Origin of the sequence: Bradyrhizobium sp. JR4.1 (genome assembly GCF_040548605.1) — a bacterium.
In the GTDB taxonomy this organism is placed as follows: Bacteria; Pseudomonadota; Alphaproteobacteria; order Rhizobiales; family Xanthobacteraceae; genus Bradyrhizobium; species Bradyrhizobium canariense.
Genome location: NZ_JBEPRY010000016.1, coordinates 65,678 through 86,711 on the forward strand (window position 1 = coordinate 65,678; position 21,034 = coordinate 86,711).

General features: G+C 64.6%; 19 protein-coding genes and 1 pseudogene. 8 read left to right on the forward strand and 12 right to left on the reverse strand.

The window, feature by feature from the left end; translation table 11 throughout:
• Window positions 1-111: 111 nt before the first annotated feature.
• The 3 genes from purF to radA all read right to left on the reverse strand — a co-directional run bounded on the left by purF (window position 112) and on the right by radA (window position 3,887).
• Window positions 112-1,617: an amidophosphoribosyltransferase gene (gene purF / locus ABIB90_RS27030; RefSeq protein ID WP_219683207.1), complete on the reverse strand. Its 1,506-nt coding sequence runs from the start codon at window positions 1,615-1,617 to the stop codon at window positions 112-114.
• Between the two features lie 28 nt (window positions 1,618-1,645).
• Window positions 1,646-2,275, reverse strand: a complete 630-nt coding sequence (locus tag ABIB90_RS27035) for a CvpA family protein (RefSeq protein ID WP_007592055.1) — start codon at window positions 2,273-2,275, stop codon at window positions 1,646-1,648.
• Window positions 2,276-2,441: 166 nt separating this feature from the next.
• Window positions 2,442-3,887, reverse strand: a complete 1,446-nt coding sequence (radA, locus tag ABIB90_RS27040; protein WP_007592053.1) for a DNA repair protein RadA — start codon at window positions 3,885-3,887, stop codon at window positions 2,442-2,444.
• Between the two features lie 217 nt (window positions 3,888-4,104).
• On the opposite strand from radA, the gene ABIB90_RS27045 reads away from it, so the two are divergent.
• Window positions 4,105-5,262 (forward strand): ABC transporter substrate-binding protein, encoded by a 1,158-nt coding sequence (locus ABIB90_RS27045; protein WP_354163540.1) that lies wholly within the window; start codon window positions 4,105-4,107, stop codon window positions 5,260-5,262.
• The gene (locus ABIB90_RS27050; RefSeq protein WP_354163538.1) at window positions 5,262-7,331 is read left to right on the forward strand and encodes a putative bifunctional diguanylate cyclase/phosphodiesterase; all 2,070 of its coding nucleotides are present in this window, start codon (window positions 5,262-5,264) and stop codon (window positions 7,329-7,331) included. Before ABIB90_RS27045 ends, ABIB90_RS27050 begins: the two co-directional genes overlap by 1 nt.
• Window positions 7,332-7,341: 10 nt before the next feature.
• On the opposite strand, the gene ABIB90_RS27055 is transcribed toward ABIB90_RS27050, so the two are convergent.
• Window positions 7,342-8,067 (reverse strand): sulfite exporter TauE/SafE family protein, encoded by a 726-nt coding sequence (locus tag ABIB90_RS27055; protein WP_354163536.1) that lies wholly within the window; start codon window positions 8,065-8,067, stop codon window positions 7,342-7,344.
• Between the two features lie 195 nt (window positions 8,068-8,262).
• Between ABIB90_RS27055 and ABIB90_RS27060 the strand changes: the two genes are divergently transcribed.
• The 3 genes from ABIB90_RS27060 to ABIB90_RS27070 all read left to right on the forward strand — a co-directional run bounded on the left by ABIB90_RS27060 (window position 8,263) and on the right by ABIB90_RS27070 (window position 10,738).
• Window positions 8,263-9,135, forward strand: a complete 873-nt coding sequence (locus tag ABIB90_RS27060; RefSeq protein WP_354163534.1) for a L,D-transpeptidase — start codon at window positions 8,263-8,265, stop codon at window positions 9,133-9,135.
• Between the two features lie 321 nt (window positions 9,136-9,456).
• Window positions 9,457-9,825, forward strand: a complete 369-nt coding sequence (locus ABIB90_RS27065) for a GFA family protein (protein ID WP_007609295.1) — start codon at window positions 9,457-9,459, stop codon at window positions 9,823-9,825.
• 97 nt (window positions 9,826-9,922) lie between these two features.
• Window positions 9,923-10,738, forward strand: coding sequence for a DUF4886 domain-containing protein (locus ABIB90_RS27070; RefSeq protein ID WP_354163532.1), 816 nt, complete (start codon window positions 9,923-9,925; stop codon window positions 10,736-10,738).
• Between the two features lies 1 nt (window position 10,739).
• Here the strand turns inward: ABIB90_RS27070 and ABIB90_RS27075 are convergent, their stop codons facing one another.
• Window positions 10,740-11,510, reverse strand: coding sequence for an exodeoxyribonuclease III (locus tag ABIB90_RS27075; RefSeq protein WP_219683202.1), 771 nt, complete (start codon window positions 11,508-11,510; stop codon window positions 10,740-10,742).
• A gap of 40 nt (window positions 11,511-11,550) precedes the next feature.
• On the opposite strand from ABIB90_RS27075, the gene ABIB90_RS27080 reads away from it, so the two are divergent.
• Window positions 11,551-11,769 carry a hypothetical protein gene (locus ABIB90_RS27080; RefSeq protein ID WP_354163530.1) on the forward strand — a complete coding sequence of 73 codons (219 nt, stop codon included), beginning with the start codon at window positions 11,551-11,553 and terminating at the stop codon, window positions 11,767-11,769.
• A 12-nt stretch (window positions 11,770-11,781) separates the two neighbouring features.
• On the opposite strand, the gene alr is transcribed toward ABIB90_RS27080, so the two are convergent.
• From alr to ABIB90_RS27095, 3 genes are all read right to left on the reverse strand, one after another.
• The gene (gene alr / locus ABIB90_RS27085; RefSeq protein WP_354163919.1) at window positions 11,782-13,062 is read right to left on the reverse strand and encodes an alanine racemase; all 1,281 of its coding nucleotides are present in this window, start codon (window positions 13,060-13,062) and stop codon (window positions 11,782-11,784) included.
• A 51-nt stretch (window positions 13,063-13,113) separates the two neighbouring features.
• Window positions 13,114-14,622 (reverse strand): replicative DNA helicase, encoded by a 1,509-nt coding sequence (locus ABIB90_RS27090; protein WP_219683201.1) that lies wholly within the window; start codon window positions 14,620-14,622, stop codon window positions 13,114-13,116.
• Window positions 14,623-15,379: 757 nt separating this feature from the next.
• Window positions 15,380-16,630 carry a cyclopropane fatty acid synthase gene (locus ABIB90_RS27095; RefSeq protein WP_354163528.1) on the reverse strand — a complete coding sequence of 417 codons (1,251 nt, stop codon included), beginning with the start codon at window positions 16,628-16,630 and terminating at the stop codon, window positions 15,380-15,382.
• A gap of 280 nt (window positions 16,631-16,910) precedes the next feature.
• Between ABIB90_RS27095 and ABIB90_RS27100 the strand changes: the two genes are divergently transcribed.
• Window positions 16,911-17,918 carry a hypothetical protein gene (locus tag ABIB90_RS27100; protein ID WP_354163526.1) on the forward strand — a complete coding sequence of 336 codons (1,008 nt, stop codon included), beginning with the start codon at window positions 16,911-16,913 and terminating at the stop codon, window positions 17,916-17,918.
• A gap of 26 nt (window positions 17,919-17,944) precedes the next feature.
• Window positions 17,945-18,167 (forward strand): annotated as a pseudogene (locus ABIB90_RS27105) (PaaI family thioesterase); the annotation flags it as partial.
• A 41-nt stretch (window positions 18,168-18,208) separates the two neighbouring features.
• Here ABIB90_RS27105 and rplI read toward each other — a convergent pair.
• The 4 genes from rplI to rpsF all read right to left on the reverse strand — a co-directional run bounded on the left by rplI (window position 18,209) and on the right by rpsF (window position 20,733).
• Window positions 18,209-18,814 carry a 50S ribosomal protein L9 gene (gene rplI, locus ABIB90_RS27110; protein WP_354163524.1) on the reverse strand — a complete coding sequence of 202 codons (606 nt, stop codon included), beginning with the start codon at window positions 18,812-18,814 and terminating at the stop codon, window positions 18,209-18,211.
• A gap of 63 nt (window positions 18,815-18,877) precedes the next feature.
• On the reverse strand, window positions 18,878-19,843 hold the full coding sequence (locus ABIB90_RS27115; protein ID WP_354163522.1) for a hypothetical protein: 966 nt from the start codon (window positions 19,841-19,843) through the stop codon (window positions 18,878-18,880).
• Between the two features lie 129 nt (window positions 19,844-19,972).
• Entirely contained in the window at window positions 19,973-20,212 is a 240-nt protein-coding gene (gene rpsR, locus ABIB90_RS27120; RefSeq protein ID WP_007592020.1) for a 30S ribosomal protein S18, read from the reverse strand.
• Window positions 20,213-20,217: 5 nt separating this feature from the next.
• Window positions 20,218-20,733 (reverse strand): 30S ribosomal protein S6, encoded by a 516-nt coding sequence (gene rpsF, locus ABIB90_RS27125; RefSeq protein WP_007592015.1) that lies wholly within the window; start codon window positions 20,731-20,733, stop codon window positions 20,218-20,220.
• Window positions 20,734-21,034: the final 301 nt, after the last annotated feature.

Here is a 21,034-nt window from a genome sequence, read left to right on the forward strand (position 1 = left end):
CCAGGACCCATACGCCGTGACGTTTATGGCTAGGGAAGATGATTGTCACACCTTCTTCGAACCAGAGAGGCCTGTGGTAATGGGTCCTGGCTTTCGCCAGGACGACGGCCGTCAGCTCGCCTCCGCCAGCAGCGACAATTGCCGCGGCTGCTGCTCGGTCTGGGTCTGGTCGGTGAGGTGGGTCGGATAGGCCCCGGTGAAGCAATGGTCCGAGAATTTCGGATTGGCGGGGTCGCGGCCGGGCTCGCCCATGGCGCGGTACATGCCGTCGATCGAGAGGAAGGCGAGCGAATCGGCGCCGATGATCTCGCGCATCTCTTCGAGCGAATGCGTCGCCGCAAGAAGACCCCCGCGGTCCGGCAGGTCGATGCCGTAATAGTCGGGATAGAGGATCGGCGGCGAGGCGAGGCGGAAATGTACTTCCTTGGCGCCGGCATCGCGCATCATGCGAACGATCTTCTTCGAGGTGGTGCCGCGCACCAGCGAATCGTCGATCAGGATGATGCGCTTGCCTTCGATCGCGGCGCGGTTGGCCGAATGCTTCATGCGCACGCCGGACTCGCGGATCGCCTGGGTCGGCTGGATGAAGGTGCGGCCGACATAGTGGTTGCGGATGATGCCGAGCTCGAACGGCACGCCGGAATGCTGGCTGTAGCCGACCGCGGCGGGCACGCCGGAATCCGGCACCGGCACCACGACGTCGACCGGCACGTGGCTCTCCTTGGCGAGCTGCGCGCCGAAAGCCTTGCGCACCTCATAGACGGAGCGGCCGTGGACGATGGAATCCGGACGTGAGAAGTAGATGTACTCGAAGATGCAGGGCCGCGGCGCAATCGGTGGGAACGGCTTGTGAATGTCCTGGCCGCTCTCGTCGAACACGATGACTTCACCGGGTTCGATGTCGCGCACGAAGCGCGCGCCGATGATGTCGAGGGCGCAGGTCTCGGACGTCAGGATTGGGCAGCCGTCGAGATCGCCAAGCACCAGCGGACGGATGCCGCGCGGGTCGCGCGCGCCGACCAGCTTTTTGTTGGTCAGCGAGACCAGCGCATAGGCGCCCTCGATCTCGCGCAGCGCGTCGACATAGCGCTCAATGAAGCGGCTGCGCCTGGAGCGCGCGACCAAATGCAGGATCACTTCGGTGTCGGTGGTCGACTGCATCATCGCGCCGCTTTTCACGAGCTCGCGACGCAACGTCAGGCCGTTGGTGAGATTGCCGTTGTGGGCGACCGCAAGGCCGCCGGCGTTGAGCTCGGCGAACAGCGGCTGCACGTTGCGCAGGATGGTGGCGCCGGTGGTGGAATAGCGGACATGGCCGACTGCCATTGTGCCGGGGAGGCGGTCGATCACCTCGCGGCGGGAGAAGGTGTCACCGACGAGGCCGAGGCGGCGTTCGGAATGAAAGCGGCCACCGTCATAGGAGACAATGCCGGCTGCTTCCTGACCACGGTGCTGAAGGGCGTGGAGGCCGAGCGCCGTGATGGCGGCGGCATTGGGGTGGCCGTAGATGCCGAAGACGCCGCATTCCTCGCGCAGCGTATCCCCCTCCAGATCGTCTTGAAGTTCCAGCGCGGCCGGGCCGAGATCAAGTAGGGCGTCCTGGTCAGGATTTCGCATCTCGTCCGAGCCTCTCGTTAGGGCTTAATCATCGCGCCGCGGGTTTCTCGATCAGCTTTTTAAGGCTGTCACGAGCCGGTTTGCTGTATCCGTCGCCACTGCCCGAAGGCTGCTGCTCGGAATCAGTTTGCTCTTCATCTGGTTTGTTTTTCTTGAATCTCTTCAAGATGGTGTTCTCGGGGTCGTCAGGCAAGAGGGCCATCAGCCAATCCCCGGTTCCCTGGAGCACCACGCGGGATTTGGCCCCTGTGACCCAATCCGGGCGCTGCTTGTCCGGTACCAGCCAGGTGAAGAACAGGAAGGCGACCACGACGATCAAAAGCCCGCGTGCCAGCCCGAACAGGAAGCCGAGGGTGCGGTCCAGCGCGCCGATGCGCGAATCCAGGATCATGTCGGAGATCCGGACCGTGATCACGGAGACCACGACCAAAGTGCCCACGAACACGCCAGCGACCACGACCACGCTCGCGACGGTATCGTTGTTGAAATAGGTCTTTGCGGTCGGCAGCAGCTTCGAGAATGAGTAAAGGGTGACGATCGCCGCCGTGCCCCAGGCCGCGATCGACAGGATTTCGCGCATGAAGCCGCGAACCATGGCGAGCAGGCCCGAAATCAGCATCACACCGAGCAGGATCAGGTCGAGGATGGTTACTGGCATCGGCTGGTCTGGTCCGCTCGTACTTCAAGGTGCTCAGCGAATCGGTGTTTGGCCGCCCGCCCTAAGTGAGGGCCAGACGACGTTCCCGGCAAGGCCGCAACCACGCAATCCCATGCTGCTTTTGTGACGGCTGTATAGCGGCGAGGGCGGGGCACGTCACCACCGGCTAACCCTCTCCGCGGCGGAATCTTGCCGGTGTGGCATTTTTCTCTGCCGGTGCGCTCGAGTCGCCTCGCCGGGAGCCGCGCGCGGCGATCTCGGCGACCAGCGTCGTCAGGCTGTTGATCGCGTTCAGCGACAGGCCGGCATCGCCGGCGGCTTCGCCCCGAGCCGATTCGGGCAGGACGGCACGCTGAAAGCCGAGTTTTGCCGCTTCTTTCAGCCTGGCCGGGGTCTGCGCCACCGGGCGCACCACGCCGGACAGCGAGATCTCGCCGAAATAGACCGCATCGGTGGGTAACTGCGCATTAACCAGGGAAGACACCAGCGCCGCCGCAGCGGCCAGATCAGCCGCGGGCTCGTGGATGCGCAGGCCGCCCGCGACGTTCAGATAGACGTCGTGGCCCGACAGCTTGACCCCGCAATGGGCTTCCAGCACCGCCAGCACCATCGACAAACGGCTCGGATCCCAGCCGACCACGGCCCGTCGCGGGGTGCCGAGCGAGGTTGGCGCCACCAGCGCCTGCAATTCGACCAGAACGGGCCTTGTGCCCTCGATGCCCGCGAAGACTGCGGTGCCGGGCGTGCCGAGATCGCGCTCGGACAAAAACAGCTCGGAGGGGTTGGTGACTTCGCGCAGGCCGAGCCCCGTCATCTCGAACACGCCGATCTCGTCGGTCGGACCGAAACGGTTCTTCACGGCACGCAGGATGCGGAATTGCTGCGAGCCTTCGCCCTCGAACGACAGCACCGCATCGACCATGTGCTCGACCACGCGGGGGCCTGCGATCTGTCCGTCCTTGGTGACATGGCCGACCAGGATGATGGCCGCGCCGGTCCTCTTGGCAAATCGAATCAGGGCCTGCGCCGAGGCGCGCACCTGCGTCACCGTGCCGGGTGCCGATTCCACCGTGTCGGTCCACATCGTCTGGATCGAATCGATCACGATCAGCCGGGGCACCGCGCCCTCGGACAGCGTCGAGACGATGTCCTCGACCGACGTCTCGGCGGCGAGCTGCACCGGCGCGTCCGACAGCCCGAGCCGTTCGGCGCGCAGCCGAACCTGCGCGACCGCCTCTTCGCCGGAGATGTAGACGACGCGGTGCCCGGCGCGCGCGAGCAGGCTTGTGGCCTGCGTCAGCAGCGTCGACTTGCCGATGCCGGGATCGCCGCCGACCAGCAGCACCGAGCCGCGGACGAAGCCGCCGCCGGTCACGCGATCGAGCTCCGTCATGCCCGAGGACAGGCGCGGAGCGTCCTGGGTTTTTCCGGACAGGCTCTCCAGCGCGAACGTCCGCCCCTTGCGCTTGGAGCGGATCGACACCGGCACGCTGCCGGTCGTGTCCTCCTCCGCGAGCGTATTCCACTCGCCGCAGGACTCGCACTTGCCCTGCCAGCGGTTATAGGCCGCGCCGCAGTTCTGGCAGACGAAGGAAAGTGTGTTCTTGGCCATGGGGACAGCGAGTTAGGGGACAGCGAGTCGGGGGTTTCAGGTTTGCTGATAGCACGGAATGACGGGTCGAGAGCGTGAGTCCGAGCGGACCGCATATCGCAACTCGACCCGCCCGATACACCCTTTGTTAGCTCTATGCCGCCGCGTCCGGCCGGACTTTGCCAAATATTAGCGGACGCGGGTCCAGTTTCGGAACCGATACGGGATGGCGAAACGAATGACCGGACTCTTGCGGATATTGCTGGCTTTCGGCATCGCCTGCGGCGTTGTGATGCCGTCTGGCGGCGCTATTGCGGCCGATGCGAATCGTCTCAACGTCGTCTTCGTCAACCCGGGCAAGACCGGCGAGGTCTATTGGGACATGGTTTCGCTGACCATGCAGGCCGCCGGCCGCAAGCTCGGCGTGCATGTCGAGGTGCTGACCAGCGAGCGCAATTACCGCACCATGCAGGAGCTCGGGTTCGGCGTGGTGGCACGCAGCGACAAGCCCGACTTTCTCATTCTCTCGAACGAGGAATCCGCCGCCGTCCCGATCATGGAGGCAGCCGAGGCCGCCGGGATCAGGACGCTGCTGCTCTCGAACACGCTGATCGGCGACGATGCGGCGCGTCTTGGACCGCCGCGTCAAAAGCTCAAGACCTGGCTCGGCGACATCACGACGGATCTTCAGACCGCGGGCGCGCGGATGGCCAATGCCCTGATCGACGCGGCGCGTGCCGAGAAATGGCAGAGCCCGGACGGCAAGATCCACATTCTCGGCATCGGTGGCGACGAGATCACGCCGGCCTCGATCGCCCGCAACGCGGGTCTCAAGCTCGCGGTGGACACAGCGCCCGACGTCGTGGTGGATCGGATGCTGTTCGCCAACTGGACCCAGTCGGAGGCCGAGCATGTCACCACGAACTATCTGAGCTGGGCCGCGCGCAAGGAGATCCGGCCTGCGGGCATATGGGCCGGAAACGATCCGATGGCGCTCGGGGCGCTTCGCGCGGTGATCGCTGCCGGCCTCAAGCCCGGGTGGAACATCCAATTGGTCGGCCTCAACTGGTCGGAGGATGCGCTGCGCGAGATCAAGGCGGGCCGCCTGCTCCTGACCGACGGTGGGCACTTCCTGCTCGGTGGCTGGTCGATCGTTCTCTTGCGCGACTACGCCGATGGCTGCGATTTTGCGGACGTATCACCCCGTGTCGAGGTCAAGACGTCCGCCATCACGCGCGACAACCTCGCTGCGGTTGGTGACCTCATCACCACGCGTGCCTTCGACCGGATCGATTTCGCGCGTTTCAGGGCCAAGACAGGGCGCTGCGGCCAGTACGACTTCTCCGTCGATGCGCTGATCTCGTCGCTGACTCCTGTGGAAGGTGCTGCCGACTGATGCGAAACGCCGACGACATGACCGATCCGGATCGCAAGCAGCAGGCGGTGCCGCCGCGCTTGCGCTCGGTCGTCCGCGCGATGATCTGGGCCACCGTCCCCGTTCTGTTGCTGGTGCAATTGCTCGCCTCCGCCGGCGTCGAGGCCTCGAGCTTCTGGTCGCAGATCAGGCAGCTCGACGCGCGCATCGCCCGCGTCGCGGAGAGCCGCGCCGAGCTGATCGCCGAACCGCTCTGGAAGATGCGCTACGACCAGGTCACGAGCGTGCTCAACGAGATCATGCACGACGAGAGCATCGCCGCGGCGGCCGTTTACGACGATACCGGAATCGCGATTGCCCGCGTGGTGGCGCGCCCGGCGGGGCAGGCGGTCGCGGAGATCTCGCGTCCGATCAACTACAGCAATGGCAACATGGCGGTGCAGGCCGGCCGCATCGCGATCGTATATTCGCATGCGGCGCTCTATGCGGACACGGGCAGCCGTCTGGTGCTGCTGTTGGTCGTTGGCCTGTTGGCAACGTTTGCGACCCTGATCGCCATGCGGATCTCCGCCAACCTCTTCATCGGCAGGCCGCTGGCGGCAATGATGTCCGCGATCCAGCGCAGCAAGCAGGATGGCCGCGCCTATCCGGCGGAAGTCAAGTCCTCAAACGAGTTCGGTCAGCTCGCGCATGCCTTCAACGCCATGCAGCACACGACGTCGGGTGCGCTCGACCGGCTCGGGCACATGGCCGCGCACGATCCGCTCACGGGGCTGCCCAATCGCCGCTCGCTATCCGAGCACCTCGTGACCCTGAGTCACGATGCCGGCTCGCCGGACGCGCTGATCGCGCTCTGCTTCATCGATCTCGACGACTTCAAGGGTATCAACGACACCTTTGGCCATGATTCCGGCGACAAGTTCCTGGTGCACATTTCCGAGCGCCTTCGTGGTGCGGTCGAACCGCAAGATTGGGTGGCGCGGCTCGGCGGCGATGAATTCGTCGTCATTCGACCCGAGGTCAGCAACGAGGAGGCCGCGCACAAGTTTTCGCGCCACTTGCTGGATGCGATTTCCGAGCCGATCCGGCTTCACGACAAGCAGGTCGTGCCGCGTGCCAGCATCGGTCTTGCCGTGCGCCGTGCCGGAGATCCCGAGCTTTCGCACCTGCCGGCGCTCGCCGACATCGCGCTCTACCATGCCAAGAGCAAGGCGCCCGGCACGGTCGCGGTGCTCGACGAAGCGCTTCAGCGCGACTATCGCCGCCGCCGGGAGCTCGAACTTGCCATTCCCACAGGCTTCGACGAGAGGCAATTCGAGGTCTGGTATCAAAGCCAGGTCGATCTCGAAAGCCATGACATCGTCGGCCTGGAAGCGCTGATCCGCTGGCGCCATCCGGAACACGGCGTGATCGGTCCGGGCGAATTCTTGCCGCTGATCGAGCGCAGCGGCAACAATGCGCGGCTGACGCGCTATGTGCTCACCGACGCCTGCCGCGCCCTGCAACATCTGGCTGCGGCCGGCAGGCCGCATATCCGGATCGCGATCAATCTGCCGCCGTCCGAGCTCGCCGACCATTCGTTCGCCGCCGAGCTGCGCGCGACCTGCGCGCGCTTTGAAGTCGCGGCATCATTGCTGGAGCTCGAGATCACCGAGGGATCGCTGATCAACAACATGACCAGCGCATCCGAGACGCTGCACCGGCTGCGGCGCCTGGGTGCCACCATCGCGCTCGACGATTTCGGCACCGGCTACAGCTCGCTCGCCCATCTCAGGCGGTTTCCGCTGGACAAGGTCAAGATCGACAAGGCCTTCATCAACGAGATCCCTGACAGCGCGGAAGACAAGGCGATTGTTGGCGTGATCGCATCGCTCGCCGGCACGCTGGGCCTCACTTTGGTGGCCGAAGGCATCGAGCGCGCCGAGCAGGCCCAGGCCATGCGCGAGATGGGCGTGAGGTTCGGGCAGGGCTTTCTCTATCATCGGCCGCAGCCACTCGAGGCCGTGTTGCTATGGCTCGAGGGACGGCCGGTCCACCACAGCCGGGTCCTCGACGACAGCCCGTCGATCGCGCCCGAGTTTGCCGTCTGAGGCAGCGCGGCTACGGCTGCGCCGCATTCCACAGCATGGAGAGGCCGGCGGCGATCATGATCGCGTCCATCACCACGCGGAACATCTCCGGCTTCAGGCGCAGCACGAAGCGTTTGGCGATGAAGGCGCCCGCCATCAACGAAGATCCAGCGATCAGGCCTTTGACGAACACATCGCCAGTCAGCGCGCCGAACCGTTCGAAGGTCACGGATTTCGCGGCATAGAGCCCGAGCGAAGAAGCCGCTTCGGTGGCGAGGAAAGCGCCCCGGGACAAGCCATAGAACAGGAATAGCGGGACGCTGAGCGGGCCGGTGGAGACGACGATGCCGGTGAGATAGCCGATGACGACCCCGCCGATCGCCAGATGCCAGAGATTGGCCTTGAGATCGTGCCGCGCCAGCCAGTGTCGCACCGGCACCATCGCGATCAGGAAGACGCCGATGGCGAGATCGACGGCGTGCGAGGGCAGGGCCAGCAGCGTCCGCGCGCCGAGTACGGCGGCTGGAATGCCTGTCACCGAATAGGCCGCGCAGGCCTGCCAGTCGACCTCGCGCCACCAGGCCAGGATCCGTGAGAAGTTGGCCATGACGGCGGCCACCGCAATGATCGGCACCGCCTCCTTTGGCCCGTAAGCATAGACCAGCACCGGCATCAGCATGATCGACGAGCCCGTGCCGACGATGCCGGAAATGGTGCCTGCGACGAGGCCGACGATGAGGACGAAGAGGAAAGCCAAAACGGTCTCCACGAATCGGGAGAGTTTAGACGTGGCCAGCGGCGGGGGCGATCCGCGAGGCGAGGGAACCCAATCTTGCCGACGAGAGCCCGGCGTTAACCATCGCCGACAGTTCCAGTCTGAGCGAAATCGCTTCGAAGTTTCTTAAATCTTACTGGATACCTCTCGTGGGCATAGTGACCTGGGGGACGAGGTATGGGTAAGCGGGTCAAACGCGGAAAGGCGCAGACGTTCGCAATCCCGATGGCCGCGAGACTTGCAATCGGCGCCGTGGCCGTTGCCGCGTTGGGGTACGGTTTGCTGTCTCGACCGACGAACGTGCAAGCGACACGAAAGCCGTCCGCGCGCGAAGCCCAAGCGTCGTCAACTCCGGTTTACGTCGCAACGCCGGTTCATGCATCATCGTCACCTCCCACTCCGGCTTCGGCTCCACCTCCGGCCCCGGCGCCTCTGGTCGAACCGCCCAAAGCTGCCGACGTTCCCGGAGCATTTGTTCGGCAGGTGGTTGACTACGCCAGCCGCCAGACGCCGGGCACCGTGATCATCGATACCAAGAACACCTTCCTCTATTTCGTTCTGAACGACGCACAAGCACTGCGCTACGGCATCGGTGTTGGCCGCGAAGGTTTCACATGGTCCGGTGAGCAGACCGTGGCTCGCAAGGCAGAATGGCCCGATTGGCATCCGCCTGCGGAGATGGTCTCGCGTCAGCCTTATCTGCCGCGGTTCATGGCAGGTGGCCCCGGCAACCCGCTCGGCGCTCGGGCGATGTATCTGGGCGACACCGAATATCGAATTCACGGCACCAACAAGCCCGATACGATCGGGAAGCGGGTCTCGTCCGGCTGCATCCGACTGACCAATGAGGACGTCGTTGACCTCTATGATCGCGTGAAAGTCGGCGCGAAAGTGATCGTGCTTCCGACAACCGTTGCCCGCCGACCACCCCAGGGAGCGCCGGCCGACGCCGCTTTCCGATTGCCGGACCCGGCATCGCCGTCGAACCGGCCATCGGCAACTCGCGCGCAGATGCCGTCGCCTGGACCGAGGATCGCCGAGGCCCAGTAACGCGTCCTCCGTCGCCATCCTGCAACTGAGGACAAGGCGCCAATGCAAGGCGCCTACGAGGTCAGCTCCTGGCCCATCGCACGGTTTGCGTGTCGGGCGAAGTGTCTCGACCGGTGAAAATCTGCGTTTCGCAGTATACGTAACCCATTGATTTGCCAGCGGTCGGCTACTGTGCATGGGGTTGTTTTTCACGTTTTTAGTGGGTTGGCGCGGCAAGTCGGTGCTCGCAGCATGTGGAGCAAGGCCGGCTGCGCGCTGCTGACAGCATGTTGGCAGCAGGGTCCGGCTACGACCATCTCCTGACAAAACGGAGAGCGGGTCATGCCGATCGAGGCAAGCTGTCATTGCGGTGAGACGGTGTTCGAGGTGACGGAGGCGCCCTCGAGCGTGACCCGTTGCACCTGCTCGCTTTGCGCCAAGCGCGGCGCGTTGTGGGCCTATTACACGCCGGCGCAGTTTCGGCTGCTGTCGCCCGCGGAGAACGTCGCGACCTATCTCTGGGGCAGCCGCACGGTCAAACACCATTTCTGCGCAAGCTGCGGCTGCGGTACCTATTCGGAGTCGCCGGACTGGTCGACCGGCAAGCCCGATTTCGACAATCCGAGGGTCGCCGTCAACGCGCGCCTGTTCGACGAATTCGATCTGGAGGCCGTGCCGGTGACCATGATCGACGGCAAGAATTTATGGTGAGCATGCGCTCTCGCGCATGTCTGCTGCTCGTCAGTGCTCTTGAGGCACTCTTGAAAAGCTGATCTGTTTCCGCCCGACAGAAAAGGGGAGGAAGCCGATGATGCGTCTTTTCGCGCGAGTGATGCTCGCGATGTGTCTGGCCGTTGTAGTCGGCTTCCATGCCCAGGCGCAGACCAAGCCCAAGGTCACGACATCAGGACCGGATTTCCCCAAGACCGCGCTGTTCGTCGGCAACAGCTTCTTTTACTACAACAACGGCATGCCCGGGCATCTCTCCTTCATGGAGCGGGCTGCGTATCCTGAAAACAAGGCGGCCTATCGCAACACCATGGCAACGATCGGCGGCTCCGGCCTCGATTGGCACGACATGGAGAACCTGCTGCGGGCGGGCGGCCTCGGCGCCTATTCGTTCGACGAGCAGAATAACGTCGTCTTCAACAAGCCGGGCAGGCAGTACGACGCCGTCGTGATGATGGATTGCAGCCAGTGCCCGATCCATCCGCAATTGAAGGACGCGTTCGCGACCTTCGCGAGGAAGGACAGCGAGATCGTCCGCGCCCACGGCATGCGGCCGGTCCTGTTCATGTCCTGGGCTTACGCCGACAAGCCTGAGATGACGGAAGCGTTGGCCGAGGCCTACACGATCGCAGGCAATGCCAATGATGCGCTGGTGATCCCCGCGGGTCTTGCTTTCGCGCGCGTGCGCAAGCTGCAGCCCGAGCTAAATCTGTATGCGCCGGACAAGCGGCACCCGAGCCCCGCAGGCACGTATCTGGCGACCTGCGTGACGTTCGCCGCGCTGACGGGCCGCTCGCCGGTCGGCAATTCCTACACGATGGGACTGGACGCGCCGACGGTGGAGCTGCTGCAAAAAGCAGCGTGGGACACAGTGCAGGAGTATTACGGGCTTTGACCTAGCGCAGCACGACCCACGCCGGTGCGTGGTCGCTCGCGCCTTCCTCGCCGCGAACCTTCTTGTCCACGCCGGCTTTTGCGAGGCGTGAGGCGAGGGCAGGGCTGAGCAGGAGATGATCGAGCCGCAGGCCCGCATCGCGCGGCCAGCGGTTTCGCTTGTAATCCCAGAAGGTGTAGATGCGCTGCTCCGGGTGCAGTTCGCGGATCGCGTCACACCAGCCTTGTGCCAGCAGCGAGGCAAAAGCCGCACGGCTCTTCGGCTGGATCAAGGCATCCTTGTCCCACGAGCGCGTCGGATAGATGTCGATCTCATCAGGCGCAACGTTGTAGTCGCCGGCGAGCACCACGGGCAGCTCCTGCTTGATCAACGTTTTGGCGTGGCGCTTGAGCCGCGCGAACCAGTCTAGCTTGTAGTCGAATTTCGGTCCCGGCTGCGGATTGCCGTTCGGCAGGTAGATGCTGGTGACGATGACACCGCGTACCGCGGCCTCGATGTAGCGGGCTTCGTGATCGGCAGGCTTTCCCGGCAAGCGATCGCGGGTGAGAACGGGCTCGGCATTGCGGGCCAGAATCGCGACGCCGTTCCAGGTCTTCTGTCCACACCACACAGCGCCGTAACCAGACTTTTCGATCGCGGCTGCCGGAAATTCGCCATCACTTGCCTTCAACTCCTGAAGTGCGACGACATCGGGCTTCGCCGTTCGCATCCATGCCAACAGATTGGGCAGGCGGCGATTGATGTTGTTGATGTTGAACGTCGCGATCTTCATGTAGAGCTACCGGCTCCTGCCTTCCGCTTCCGGAGAAACAATGTCCAAGTTGAGCTTTGCCGTCATAGCCGTCGCCGTTGCGTTCTCCGGGGGCGCCTCGGCACAATCATCCGATCCGCGCGGCGCGTGCAAGGCGGACTATGACAAATTCTGCGCCGGCCTTGCGCCGGGGGGCGGCATCGTCGCCTGCCTCAACGGCAAGCGCGATCAGCTCAGCGCAACTTGCAAGACGGCGCTGGACAGCAGGAAGAAGAAGTAAGCGGCGCGCCGCTCAGCCCCGCAGCGGCGGCGGGCTTGCGGGCTGTTCGATCGGTGGCGGAGCGGGCGCCTGCTGCTCGACTGCCTGCGCGGGAGCCGGCTTGGCCAGCGGCTCCACCACATTCCCGCCTTTGTAGATGCGGGCGTAGCGGCGGCCGAGGCTGGTCAGCACCTCGTAGCCGATCGTTCCGAAATGATGCGCGAGCTCGTCGACGGTGATGCCCTCGCCGAGCAGCGTCACCATGTGGCCGCGCCGCGCCGCGTTCGGCGGCAGATCGGTGATGTCGATCGCGATCAGGTCCATCGAAACGCGGCCCGCGACAGGGCAACGCTTGCCGGCGACGATGACCTCGGCGCCGCGGGTGCCGTCATTGGAGCTTGCCGCGCGGAAATAGCCGTCGGCATAACCGACCGCGATGATTGCGAGTTTCGTCGGCCGCCGTGCGGTCCAGGTGCCGCCATAGCCGACGCTCTCGCCACGCTCGACATTGCGGATTTGCACGATGCGGGCCTTGAGATCGATCACCGGCTGCATCGGATTGTCGGCCTCCGGCGTCGGGTTGACGCCGTAGAGCGCGGCGCCCGGCCGCACCATGTCGAACTGGAAGGGCGCGCCGAGGAAGACGCCGGACGAATTGGCGAGCGCCGCCGGCACGCCGGAGAATTCGCTGGCGATGCCGCGGAAGGCCGCGAGTTGCTTGGCGTTCACCGGGCTGTTGAGCTGCTCGGCCGCAACCAGATGGCTCATCACCAGCGTGATGCCGTGATCGCCGGCGTTGATGCGGGGGATGATGGCCTGCGCTTCCGCAAGCGTCAGGCCGAGCCGGTTCATGCCGGTGTCGATGTGGATGGCGGCGCCACCGGTCCAGCCGGTGCGCCGACAGAATACGTCCCATTCGGCGAGTTCGTTGAGATCGCCGATCACGGGGCGGCAGTTGATCTGGGCGTAGTGCTCGCCGGTGTTCTGGAAATAGCCGCCGAGCACGTAGATCGTGGGCTCTGGCACCGCCGCACGCACCTTGCGCGCTTCTTCGATGGTGGCGACGAAGAAGGTCTTGCAGCCGGCCTTGTTCAGGGCACGCGCGACCTGCTCGGCGCCGCAGCCATAGGCGTCTGCCTTGATCACCGCCGAGCATTCGGCCGGCACCGCCGTCTTCTCGAGCTTGCGCCAATTGGCGATGATGGCATCGAGATCGACCGTGAGCACGCCACCGAAGGTCGCGAGCGCGGCAGCCTGATTGGCCTCCGCGGAGAGAAGGCCGGATTGCGGGATGATTTTCGGGTCGGACGCCATTGTCATGGCGCCGTTTTACGCAAGAGGACGGTCAGGTTCAACCCAGGGAACTCAGTAGTCGCCGCCGCTGCGGTCGGGTACCTGGCTGTCCGGCGCAAGGTCGCCGAACCGTGTGATCGACGCTTCGAAGGCCAGATCGACGGTGCCGGTCGGGCCATGGCGCTGCTTGCCGATGATGACTTCGGCCTTGCCATGCGCAAGATCCATGTCCAGGCGCCATTTTTCGTGCTCGGGTGTGCCCGGGCGCGGCTCCTTGTTTCCGAGATAATATTCCTCGCGGTAGACGAACAGTACGACGTCGGCGTCCTGCTCGATCGAGCCGGATTCGCGCAGGTCCGACAGCTGCGGCCGCTTGTCGTCGCGCGACTCGACTTGGCGCGAGAGCTGCGAGAGCGCAATCACGGGCACGCTCAGTTCCTTGGCGAGCGCTTTCAGACTGGTCGTGATCTCGGTGATTTCCTGCACGCGGTTTTCGCTGCGCTTGCCCGAACCCGACAAGAGCTGGATGTAGTCGATGACGATGAGGTCGAGGCCCTTCTGCCGCTTCAGCCGGCGGGCGCGGGCCATGAGCTGCGCAATCGAGAGACCGCCGGTCTCGTCGACATAGAACGGCAGCGACTGCAGCTCGATCGAGACTTCGCGGATCTTCTCGAAATCGGCCTCCGAGATGCCGCCGCGGCGGATCGACGAGGAGGGAATGCCGGTGCGCTCGGCCACGATACGCGTGGCGAGCTGGTCGGCCGACATTTCGCAGGAGAAGAAGCCGATGACGCCGCCATGGGCTGCCTTCATGGTGCCGTCGGCCTGGAGTTCACCGACATAGGCCCGGGCGACGTTGTAGGCGATATTGGTTGCAAGCGACGTCTTGCCCATGCCGGGACGGCCGGCGACGATGATGAGGTCGGAGTGCTGCAATCCGCCCATCTTGGTGTCGAGGTCGCGCAGGCCGGTCGAGATGCCCGACAGCTTTCCGTCGCGCTGGAACGCTTTTGCGGCCAGATCGACCGCAAGCGTCAGCGCCTGCGAGAATTTCTGGAAGCCTCCGTCGTAGCGGCCGGATTCGGCGAGTTCGTAGAGGCGGCGCTCGGCGTCCTCGATCTGCGCCCGCGGCGCGAAGTCGACCGGGGCGTCGTAGGCGACATTGACCATGTCCTCGCCGATGCCGATCAGGTCGCGCCGCAATGCCAGATCGTAGATGGTGCGCCCATAATCCTGCGCATTGATGATGGTGGTCGCTTCGGCGGCGAGGCGCGCCAGATATTGCCCGATGGTCATGCCGCCGATATCGGTGTCGGCGGGCAGGAAGGTCTTCAGTGTGACGGGCGTCGCGATCTTGCCCATCCGGATCAGGCTCGAGGCAGTCTCGAAGATGGTCTGGTGCAGCGGCTCGAAGTAATGCTTCGGCTCCAGGAAATCGGAGACGCGGTAAAACGCGTCGTTGTTGACCAGGATCGCGCCCAGAAGGCTCTGTTCCGCTTCAATATTATGCGGCGCGCTTCGATAGGCGGGGGTTCCGGCTTCGGGCGCGAGTTTGAGAACGTTCGAATCAGTCAGGGCCATGGGCGAGCGATAGCAATTTTCTGGGGCGGATGCGGGGCCGGGATAAAGCGCCGCCTCAGACCAAAGCGGAAGCAAAAGCTCGCCGCTATCAACCGATCATTAAAATGGTGGATGATTGGCCGCCGCAGCACGCGCCGCGCTTGACGGATTTTGGTGGAACTAGCTCGCGGCCTGGAAGTGGCGGCTACCGCGCCACGGAAAACGCCGGATGAAGTGAACCTAATGTGGGTACGGGCAGACCCATCGAGACGCGCGCGAAATAACGCACGCTGGGCGCTTTCAGCTCGGTTCAGACCAGCAGGAGGTAGACCAGTGCAACCAGGGCCGCCCCGACGCCGGTAGCGATCAGGGCGTAATCGGTGCGGAGGTCGTCCTGCACGTCGAATGAGGTTTTGGTCTCGTTGCTCATGGCGACGGTCTAAGCCAGGGCCGACGAGACTTATGTGAAGCAGATCACATCTCCCCGGATTCTTTCGGGGGTACAGCCGGAACGGGTTAGCAGGCGGGGGGTTGTTTCCCGACCTGCCACCAGGGAACGAGGCAAGCGATGCGGCCAGAACGGCAGCCCCGGAATTGGCGAAGCGAAGCAGGCAGCCGACTTTGGCTGTCGGGGCTGATCGCGGCCATGGAGCACGCTGAGCGGCCGGAAGTGCGTCGGGAACCGGTCGCCCCTGAAATCCTGAAGGCACTGCGGATGCAATTGGCCTTAACGGCCTCTTACCCGTCCGCTCCGATTTCGACCCTGCGCCACTAGGACTTATTCACCAGCCAGCTTCAACCTCGGCGTGGCGCCGGCTTCGACGGCCCGCAGCCGGGCTTCTTCACGCGCGATGTAGTTGCGTGTCGTCGGCACGACGCCTTGACGCCGTGTGAGTTGGATCTGGAAGTTCATCATATCCTGCTTGCGGAAGGTCATCTCGCTGGCTGCCAGATAAAATTCCCACATCAGCGCGAAGCGCTCGTCATACAGCTGCACGGCTTCTTCGCGCCGCGCCATGAAGCGCTCGCGCCATGCCTTCAGCGTTTCGGCGTAATGCAGACGCAGAATCTCGATGTCGCAGACCAGCAGGCCTGCCCGCTCGATCGCCGGCAGCACCTCCGAGAGGGCGGGGATGTAGCCGCCGGGAAAGATGTATTTGGCGATCCAGGGATTGGTGGAATCCGGGCCCTGCGAACGGCCGATCGAGTGCAGCAGCATGACGCCGTCCTTGTCCAGCAACTCGGCGCAGCGCCGGAAGTAGGTGTCGTAGAAGCGGGCGCCGACATGCTCCAACATGCCGACCGAGACGATGCGGTCGAACGGGCCGGCGATGTCGCGATAGTCCTGAAGCAGGAATTTGGCCGATCTGGTCAGGCCCTTTTCGGCTGCGCGCGCATTGGCGATCTGCAACTGCTCGGTCGACAACGTGACGCCGGTGACGTCAGCACCTGCGATCTCGGCGAGATAGAGCCCAAGTCCGCCCCAGCCCGAGCCGATGTCGAGGACGCGCTGGCCGTCGCTGACGAGCAGCTTTGCGGCGATGTGCCGTTTCTTGGCGAGCTGCGCATCGTCGAGCGTGCTCTCCGGCGTCTCGAAATAGGCGCAGCTATATTGCTTGTCGGCATCGAGGAAGAGCGAATAGAGCCTCGCATCGAGATCGTAATGGTGTGCGACGTTGCTGCGGGAGCGCGGGCGCGGATTGAACTGCTTCAGGTGCCGCACCAGATAGCGCAGGTGCCACCAGGGTTTTGCCCAGTGCGGCAATAGATCGGGTTGATCGAGCAGGATCGCGAGGGCATCAGCTATGGTGCCGTGCTCGACGACGAACTCGCCGTCCATGTAGGCCTCGCCAAGCCCGAGCTCGGGATTGACGAGGATCTTCCGCTCTGCGTCCGCGGTGACGAAGCGGACTGCGACCGGTTTGCCCGAGCCATCGCCGACGGTGAACTTCGAGCCCTTCGCCGTGGTCACCGTCATCGACCCGCGGCGGATGAATTGAGACAGGAATTGACGCAACAATCGATCCATCGGCACCCATCCTCTCGAGCGAACCCGAAGAGATGCGACTAACCCGGCCTTCACACCCTACGCCCGGGCATCTCAGCGGTTCCTATGCGTTTGCATCTAGATCTAGGGAGATGTCCCGGGCCCGCTATTGCGCTGTGCTCAAAGCGGATATTCCAAAACCGCTTAATCACATCCTTGCGCGCGGAGCCTGCTTCCATTCGCGGCTCAATCGGATAAAAGGTGACCCGCTGCGGCGCCGCCTGCCGGCTGCACCTCTCGGAATTCAATGGAGATGATGGGAATGTCGAGCCGAGCGCTCAGCCTCGCGATGGTCTTGCTTCTGATCGGCTTCGGCGCGACCGACACCGTTCTCGCGCAGGCGACGAACCTCGAGGCCGGCAAGGCCCCATCCCAGCTTTTCGCGCAGACCTGCAATGCATGTCACAAGAGCCCGCGCGGCCTGTTGAAGACGGTGGCGCCGGGCTCCTTGCCGGGCTTCCTGCGTCAGCATTACACGACCAGCCCCGACATGGCCGGCGTGCTTGCCTCTTACCTGGTCTCCAACGGAGCCACCGACACCCGCTACCAGGCCAAGGACGGCAAGGACAAGAAGGACGGCGCCAAGGACAAGGAAGCCGCTACCAATCCCGCGCAGTCCCCTGAACATCAGGGCCGCCGGCAACGTTCCCAGGAATCCGCCAAGCCGGAAGGCGAGGGTGCCGCTCCCGCGGCCGAGGGCGCGCGTCAGAAGCGCGCTGCGCGGCCGGCCGAAGAAGGAACGAAGGACGGCGCGAAGCCCGAGGGCCAGGCTGCACCCGAAGGGCGCAAGGCGAAGCGTCTCGGCAAGCGCGGCAAGCCGGGAAGTGATGAGGCGCCGAAGGTCGATGCCGCGGCGCCGACAGCAGACGACAAGAAGAGCGAGCCGAACGTCGAGTCCAAGCCCGAGACAAAGCCCGAGACTGCGAAGGTGGATTCCGGCGAGGCTAAATCCGAAGGCAGCAAACCCGAAGGCAGCAAGCCGTCCGAGAAGCCCGCCGAGGCCAAGCCGGAAAGCGCCAAGGTGGAGCCGCGCGGCAGCGAAGCTCCGGCGTTGCGGCCCGATCCGGTGCCGCAGGTGACGCCGGCGGCACCGCCCGCCGCGAAGCCCGCCGAGCCAGCTGCGCCCAAGGCGGCGGAAGAGGCTGCTCCCAAGCCCGCCGTGAAATCCGAACCGCCAGCGAAGTCGCAGGATCCGGCGCCCGCGACCGCTGCGGCCCCGCCAGCGCCGGCCGAATCGTCCGGTCCGCCGACGCCGCCGATTTCGCGATAGGCGACCACATTTTTGGACATGCGAAGGCCGCGCTCTCGCGCGGCCTTCGTCGTCTTGGGTACAAGCTCAATCTGTTGTCGCCCGCGGTCAGCGAGAAACGTGATCAAGCCGGGGCGTCAGGTCTCCGCGGTCGTCGCCGACGTTTTCTGCGTCAGCGACGGCGTCGAGAAGCAACCGGCAACGGCGCTCGCCTCGATCGCGATGCTGAGCGAGGACGTTGCTGCCACAACGAAAAGCCCGGCCGCCTGAGGCGACCGGGCTTCGAAAGCCTGCGCGAACGAGCGCGAGGCTTACTTCTCGGTCTCGTCAGCAGCCGGTGCCGGCTCGGCGTCGTCCTGCTGGGCTTCGGGGTCGAAGAACTCGCCGGCGGCTGCAATCGCTTCGGCCGCAGCATCCCGGTCTTCGTTACGGCTCGAGATGTCCTCGCCGCGGTTGATGCGCTCGGCCTCGTCCTGGCTGCGCGCCACGGTGACACTGATCTCGATCTCGACCTCGGGGTGGATGGCGACCGTGATGGTGTGCTTGCCGATGGTCTTGATCGGCGCGTCGAGCTGAACCTGCGGGCGGGACAGTGAAACGCCGTCGGCTTCGAACGCCACGACGATGTCGCGCACGTTGACCGAGCCGAACAGTTGGCCGGCTTCCGAAGCCTGACGGATCACGATGATGTTCTTGCCCTGGATCTTCTCGGCGACCTTGGACGCCTCGCCCTTGGACTCAAGGTTGCGAGCCTCGAGCTCGGCCTTCATGCCGTCGTACTTGGCACGGTTGTCGGCGGTGGCGCGCAGCGCCTTGCCGCGCTTGAGCAGGAAATTGCGGGCATAGCCGTCGCGAACCTTCACGACTTCGCCCATGTGACCGAGCTTATTGACGCGTTCCAGCAAAATGACTTCCATATTCGTTCTCCTTTGATGTGTTGAGTGAGTTGGAATTTCGAACTTGAACTTTCGGACTTGAACTCAAGAGGTCGGCAGCGGCGGTGGCTGGCGCGTACGAAGGAAGCGTTCGCGGAGGCCGAACACGGCGTCGGCAAGGCCGAGGATCACCATCGCGATGACGGGCCATCCGAACACGACCACGACGGCGTAGGTCGAGCCGAGCCAGAATGTGCGGCTCTTCAGCGCCAGCGTCAGCGTATGCAACACGGCAAAGCCGGTCAGTGCGTATCCCATCATTAGCGCCGCCGTCGCGATCTGCGCCACGATCGCAAGCAGTCCGCCGGTGAAGCAGAAGGCGAGCGCGATGCAGAGCGCCACGAGCGTCATCGGCGGCAGCTCCGCCGTCATCAGGTCCGGCCAGGGGCGCCGCAGCCGGCCGGACGTCGCCGTCACCTTGGTGCTGAGCCAGAGGTTGAGGGTCAGCGTCATCATCGCGACGATGGTGGCGCCGGCCGGCAAGATCCGCACCAGTGCGCCGACGAATTGGTCGGTCTCGCCGGAGCTCTGCGGGTCGGCGGCTCGGAGGAGGCGCATCAGGCCACGGCGCAGCGTGCCCGTGATGGTCTCGGCGTCTGTGCCGATCGTGAGCAGGGCGGCGATCGTGGTCAGTGTGGCGAAGCCTGCGATCCACAGCAGGATGCGGCCGACCGGATACCACTCGAGCGCTGGCTCAGTGGCGGCCTCCGGCGCGGCGGGTCCGACCTGCCGGCTGAGCAGGACGAGATGGCCGAGCCACCAGGCCGGCAATGCGACGGTGAGGGCAAAGGCGATGCAGTAGGGCAGGCCGAACAGGGCGCCGAGGCCAACCGCGGCGGCGATGCCGCCGAGGGTCGCGCAAAGCGGTCCCCAGCCGATCGAAGCGACCATCAGCGGCAGCGGTGCGAGATAGAACAGGACGAGCGAGATCAGCGCGCCCGAAGCGATCGAGGCGAACATCAGGGCCGACGCAGCGCCGGCGATCAGGGCTATCAGTCCAAAGGCCATCATCAGCTGTCCCGCTCCCTTCGAGCGGTTAGAGGCATCTCGCCCCAACCATCGGCGACCGGACGATCCGGAAGCCTTATGAGAAACTAGGTCGTACGGCCGGCGGCGATGTCGTCGCCGGCCGTATTCGTCTTAGCGAATGACGTAGGGCAGCAGGCCTAGGAACCGCGCGCGCTTGATGGCGCGGGCAAGCTCACGCTGCTTCTTCGCGGACACCGCGGTGATGCGGCTCGGCACGATCTTGCCGCGCTCGGAGACGTAGCGCATCAGCAGCTTGGAGTCCTTGTAGTCGATCTTCGGAGCATTCGCGCCCGTGAACGGGCAGCTCTTGCGGCGACGGAAAAACGGGCGGCGTGCACCGGCTTCAGCCATTGTTCTTACTCCCCATCCGTCGTGGTGGTGGTGGTGGTTTCAACGTCTTCGCGCGGACGGCGCGGACCGCGGTCACCGCGGAAGCCGCCACCTTCACGATCGCCACCACGGAAACCACCCTCGCGGTCGCCACGGAAGCCACCGCCTTCGCGATCGCCACGGAAGCCGCCGCCACGGTCGTCACGCTCGCGGTCACGATCGGCCTTGCGCATCATCGCGGACGGGCCTTCCTCGAGTTCCTCGACGCGAACGCTGAGATAGCGGATCACGTCTTCGCTGATGCGCTCCTGGCGCTCGATCTCGGCGATCGCCGCGGACGGCGCGTCGATGTTGAGCAGCACGAAATGCGCCTTGCGGTTCTTGTTCATGCGGTAGGTGAGGGAGCGTACGCCCCAATTCTCAGTCTTGGTGACCTTGCCGCCGAGACCTTCGACGATGCCGGTCATCTGCGCAGTCAGCTCTTCGACCTGCTGCGTGCTCGCGTCTTGGCGCGCGAGAAAAACATGCTCATAGAGAGCCATGGAAGTCCTTTCCTCATGTTGGCGCATCGCCCGGCGTCAAGCCCTTAAGAGGCCTTCGGAAAGGACTCTGGGATTAAGCTCAGAAGGCGGAAACACGGGACGACGGGCCGACTGGCCCTGCCACACCAAAATCACGAATGATTTGCTGAGACCGTCCGTTCAGCTCCCGGCCGGGGTCTGCGGATGGGCGCGTTATACGGATTTCGGCTGGCTTGGCAAGGTTGCAGGCGGCGGTTTCGGCGCGGATGGTCCCGATGCGGGCGGCTGGAACCACCGCGGACCACCATACCGGCTTGATTTA

Coding starts and splice junctions, on each gene's coding strand:
- ABIB90_RS27050 (WP_354163538.1), top strand. CDS start 5,262: ATGCGAAACGCCGACGACATGACCGATCCGGATCGCAAGCAGCAGGCG.
- ABIB90_RS27115 (WP_354163522.1), bottom strand. CDS start 19,843: ATGATGGCCTTTGGACTGATAGCCCTGATCGCCGGCGCTGCGTCGGCC.
- rpsF (WP_007592015.1), bottom strand. CDS start 20,733: ATGGCTCTCTATGAGCATGTTTTTCTCGCGCGCCAAGACGCGAGCACG.
- ABIB90_RS27035 (WP_007592055.1), bottom strand. CDS start 2,275: ATGCCAGTAACCATCCTCGACCTGATCCTGCTCGGTGTGATGCTGATT.
- ABIB90_RS27080 (WP_354163530.1), top strand. CDS start 11,551: ATGTCCAAGTTGAGCTTTGCCGTCATAGCCGTCGCCGTTGCGTTCTCC.
- rplI (WP_354163524.1), bottom strand. CDS start 18,814: ATGGAAGTCATTTTGCTGGAACGCGTCAATAAGCTCGGTCACATGGGC.
- purF (WP_219683207.1), bottom strand. CDS start 1,617: ATGCGAAATCCTGACCAGGACGCCCTACTTGATCTCGGCCCGGCCGCG.
- radA (WP_007592053.1), bottom strand. CDS start 3,887: ATGGCCAAGAACACACTTTCCTTCGTCTGCCAGAACTGCGGCGCGGCC.
- alr (WP_354163919.1), bottom strand. CDS start 13,062: ATGGCGTCCGACCCGAAAATCATCCCGCAATCCGGCCTTCTCTCCGCG.
- ABIB90_RS27095 (WP_354163528.1), bottom strand. CDS start 16,630: ATGGATCGATTGTTGCGTCAATTCCTGTCTCAATTCATCCGCCGCGGG.
- ABIB90_RS27100 (WP_354163526.1), top strand. CDS start 16,911: ATGTCGAGCCGAGCGCTCAGCCTCGCGATGGTCTTGCTTCTGATCGGC.
- ABIB90_RS27060 (WP_354163534.1), top strand. CDS start 8,263: ATGGGTAAGCGGGTCAAACGCGGAAAGGCGCAGACGTTCGCAATCCCG.
- ABIB90_RS27065 (WP_007609295.1), top strand. CDS start 9,457: ATGCCGATCGAGGCAAGCTGTCATTGCGGTGAGACGGTGTTCGAGGTG.
- ABIB90_RS27090 (WP_219683201.1), bottom strand. CDS start 14,622: ATGGCCCTGACTGATTCGAACGTTCTCAAACTCGCGCCCGAAGCCGGA.
- ABIB90_RS27045 (WP_354163540.1), top strand. CDS start 4,105: ATGACCGGACTCTTGCGGATATTGCTGGCTTTCGGCATCGCCTGCGGC.
- rpsR (WP_007592020.1), bottom strand. CDS start 20,212: ATGGCTGAAGCCGGTGCACGCCGCCCGTTTTTCCGTCGCCGCAAGAGC.
- ABIB90_RS27070 (WP_354163532.1), top strand. CDS start 9,923: ATGATGCGTCTTTTCGCGCGAGTGATGCTCGCGATGTGTCTGGCCGTT.
- ABIB90_RS27075 (WP_219683202.1), bottom strand. CDS start 11,510: ATGAAGATCGCGACGTTCAACATCAACAACATCAATCGCCGCCTGCCC.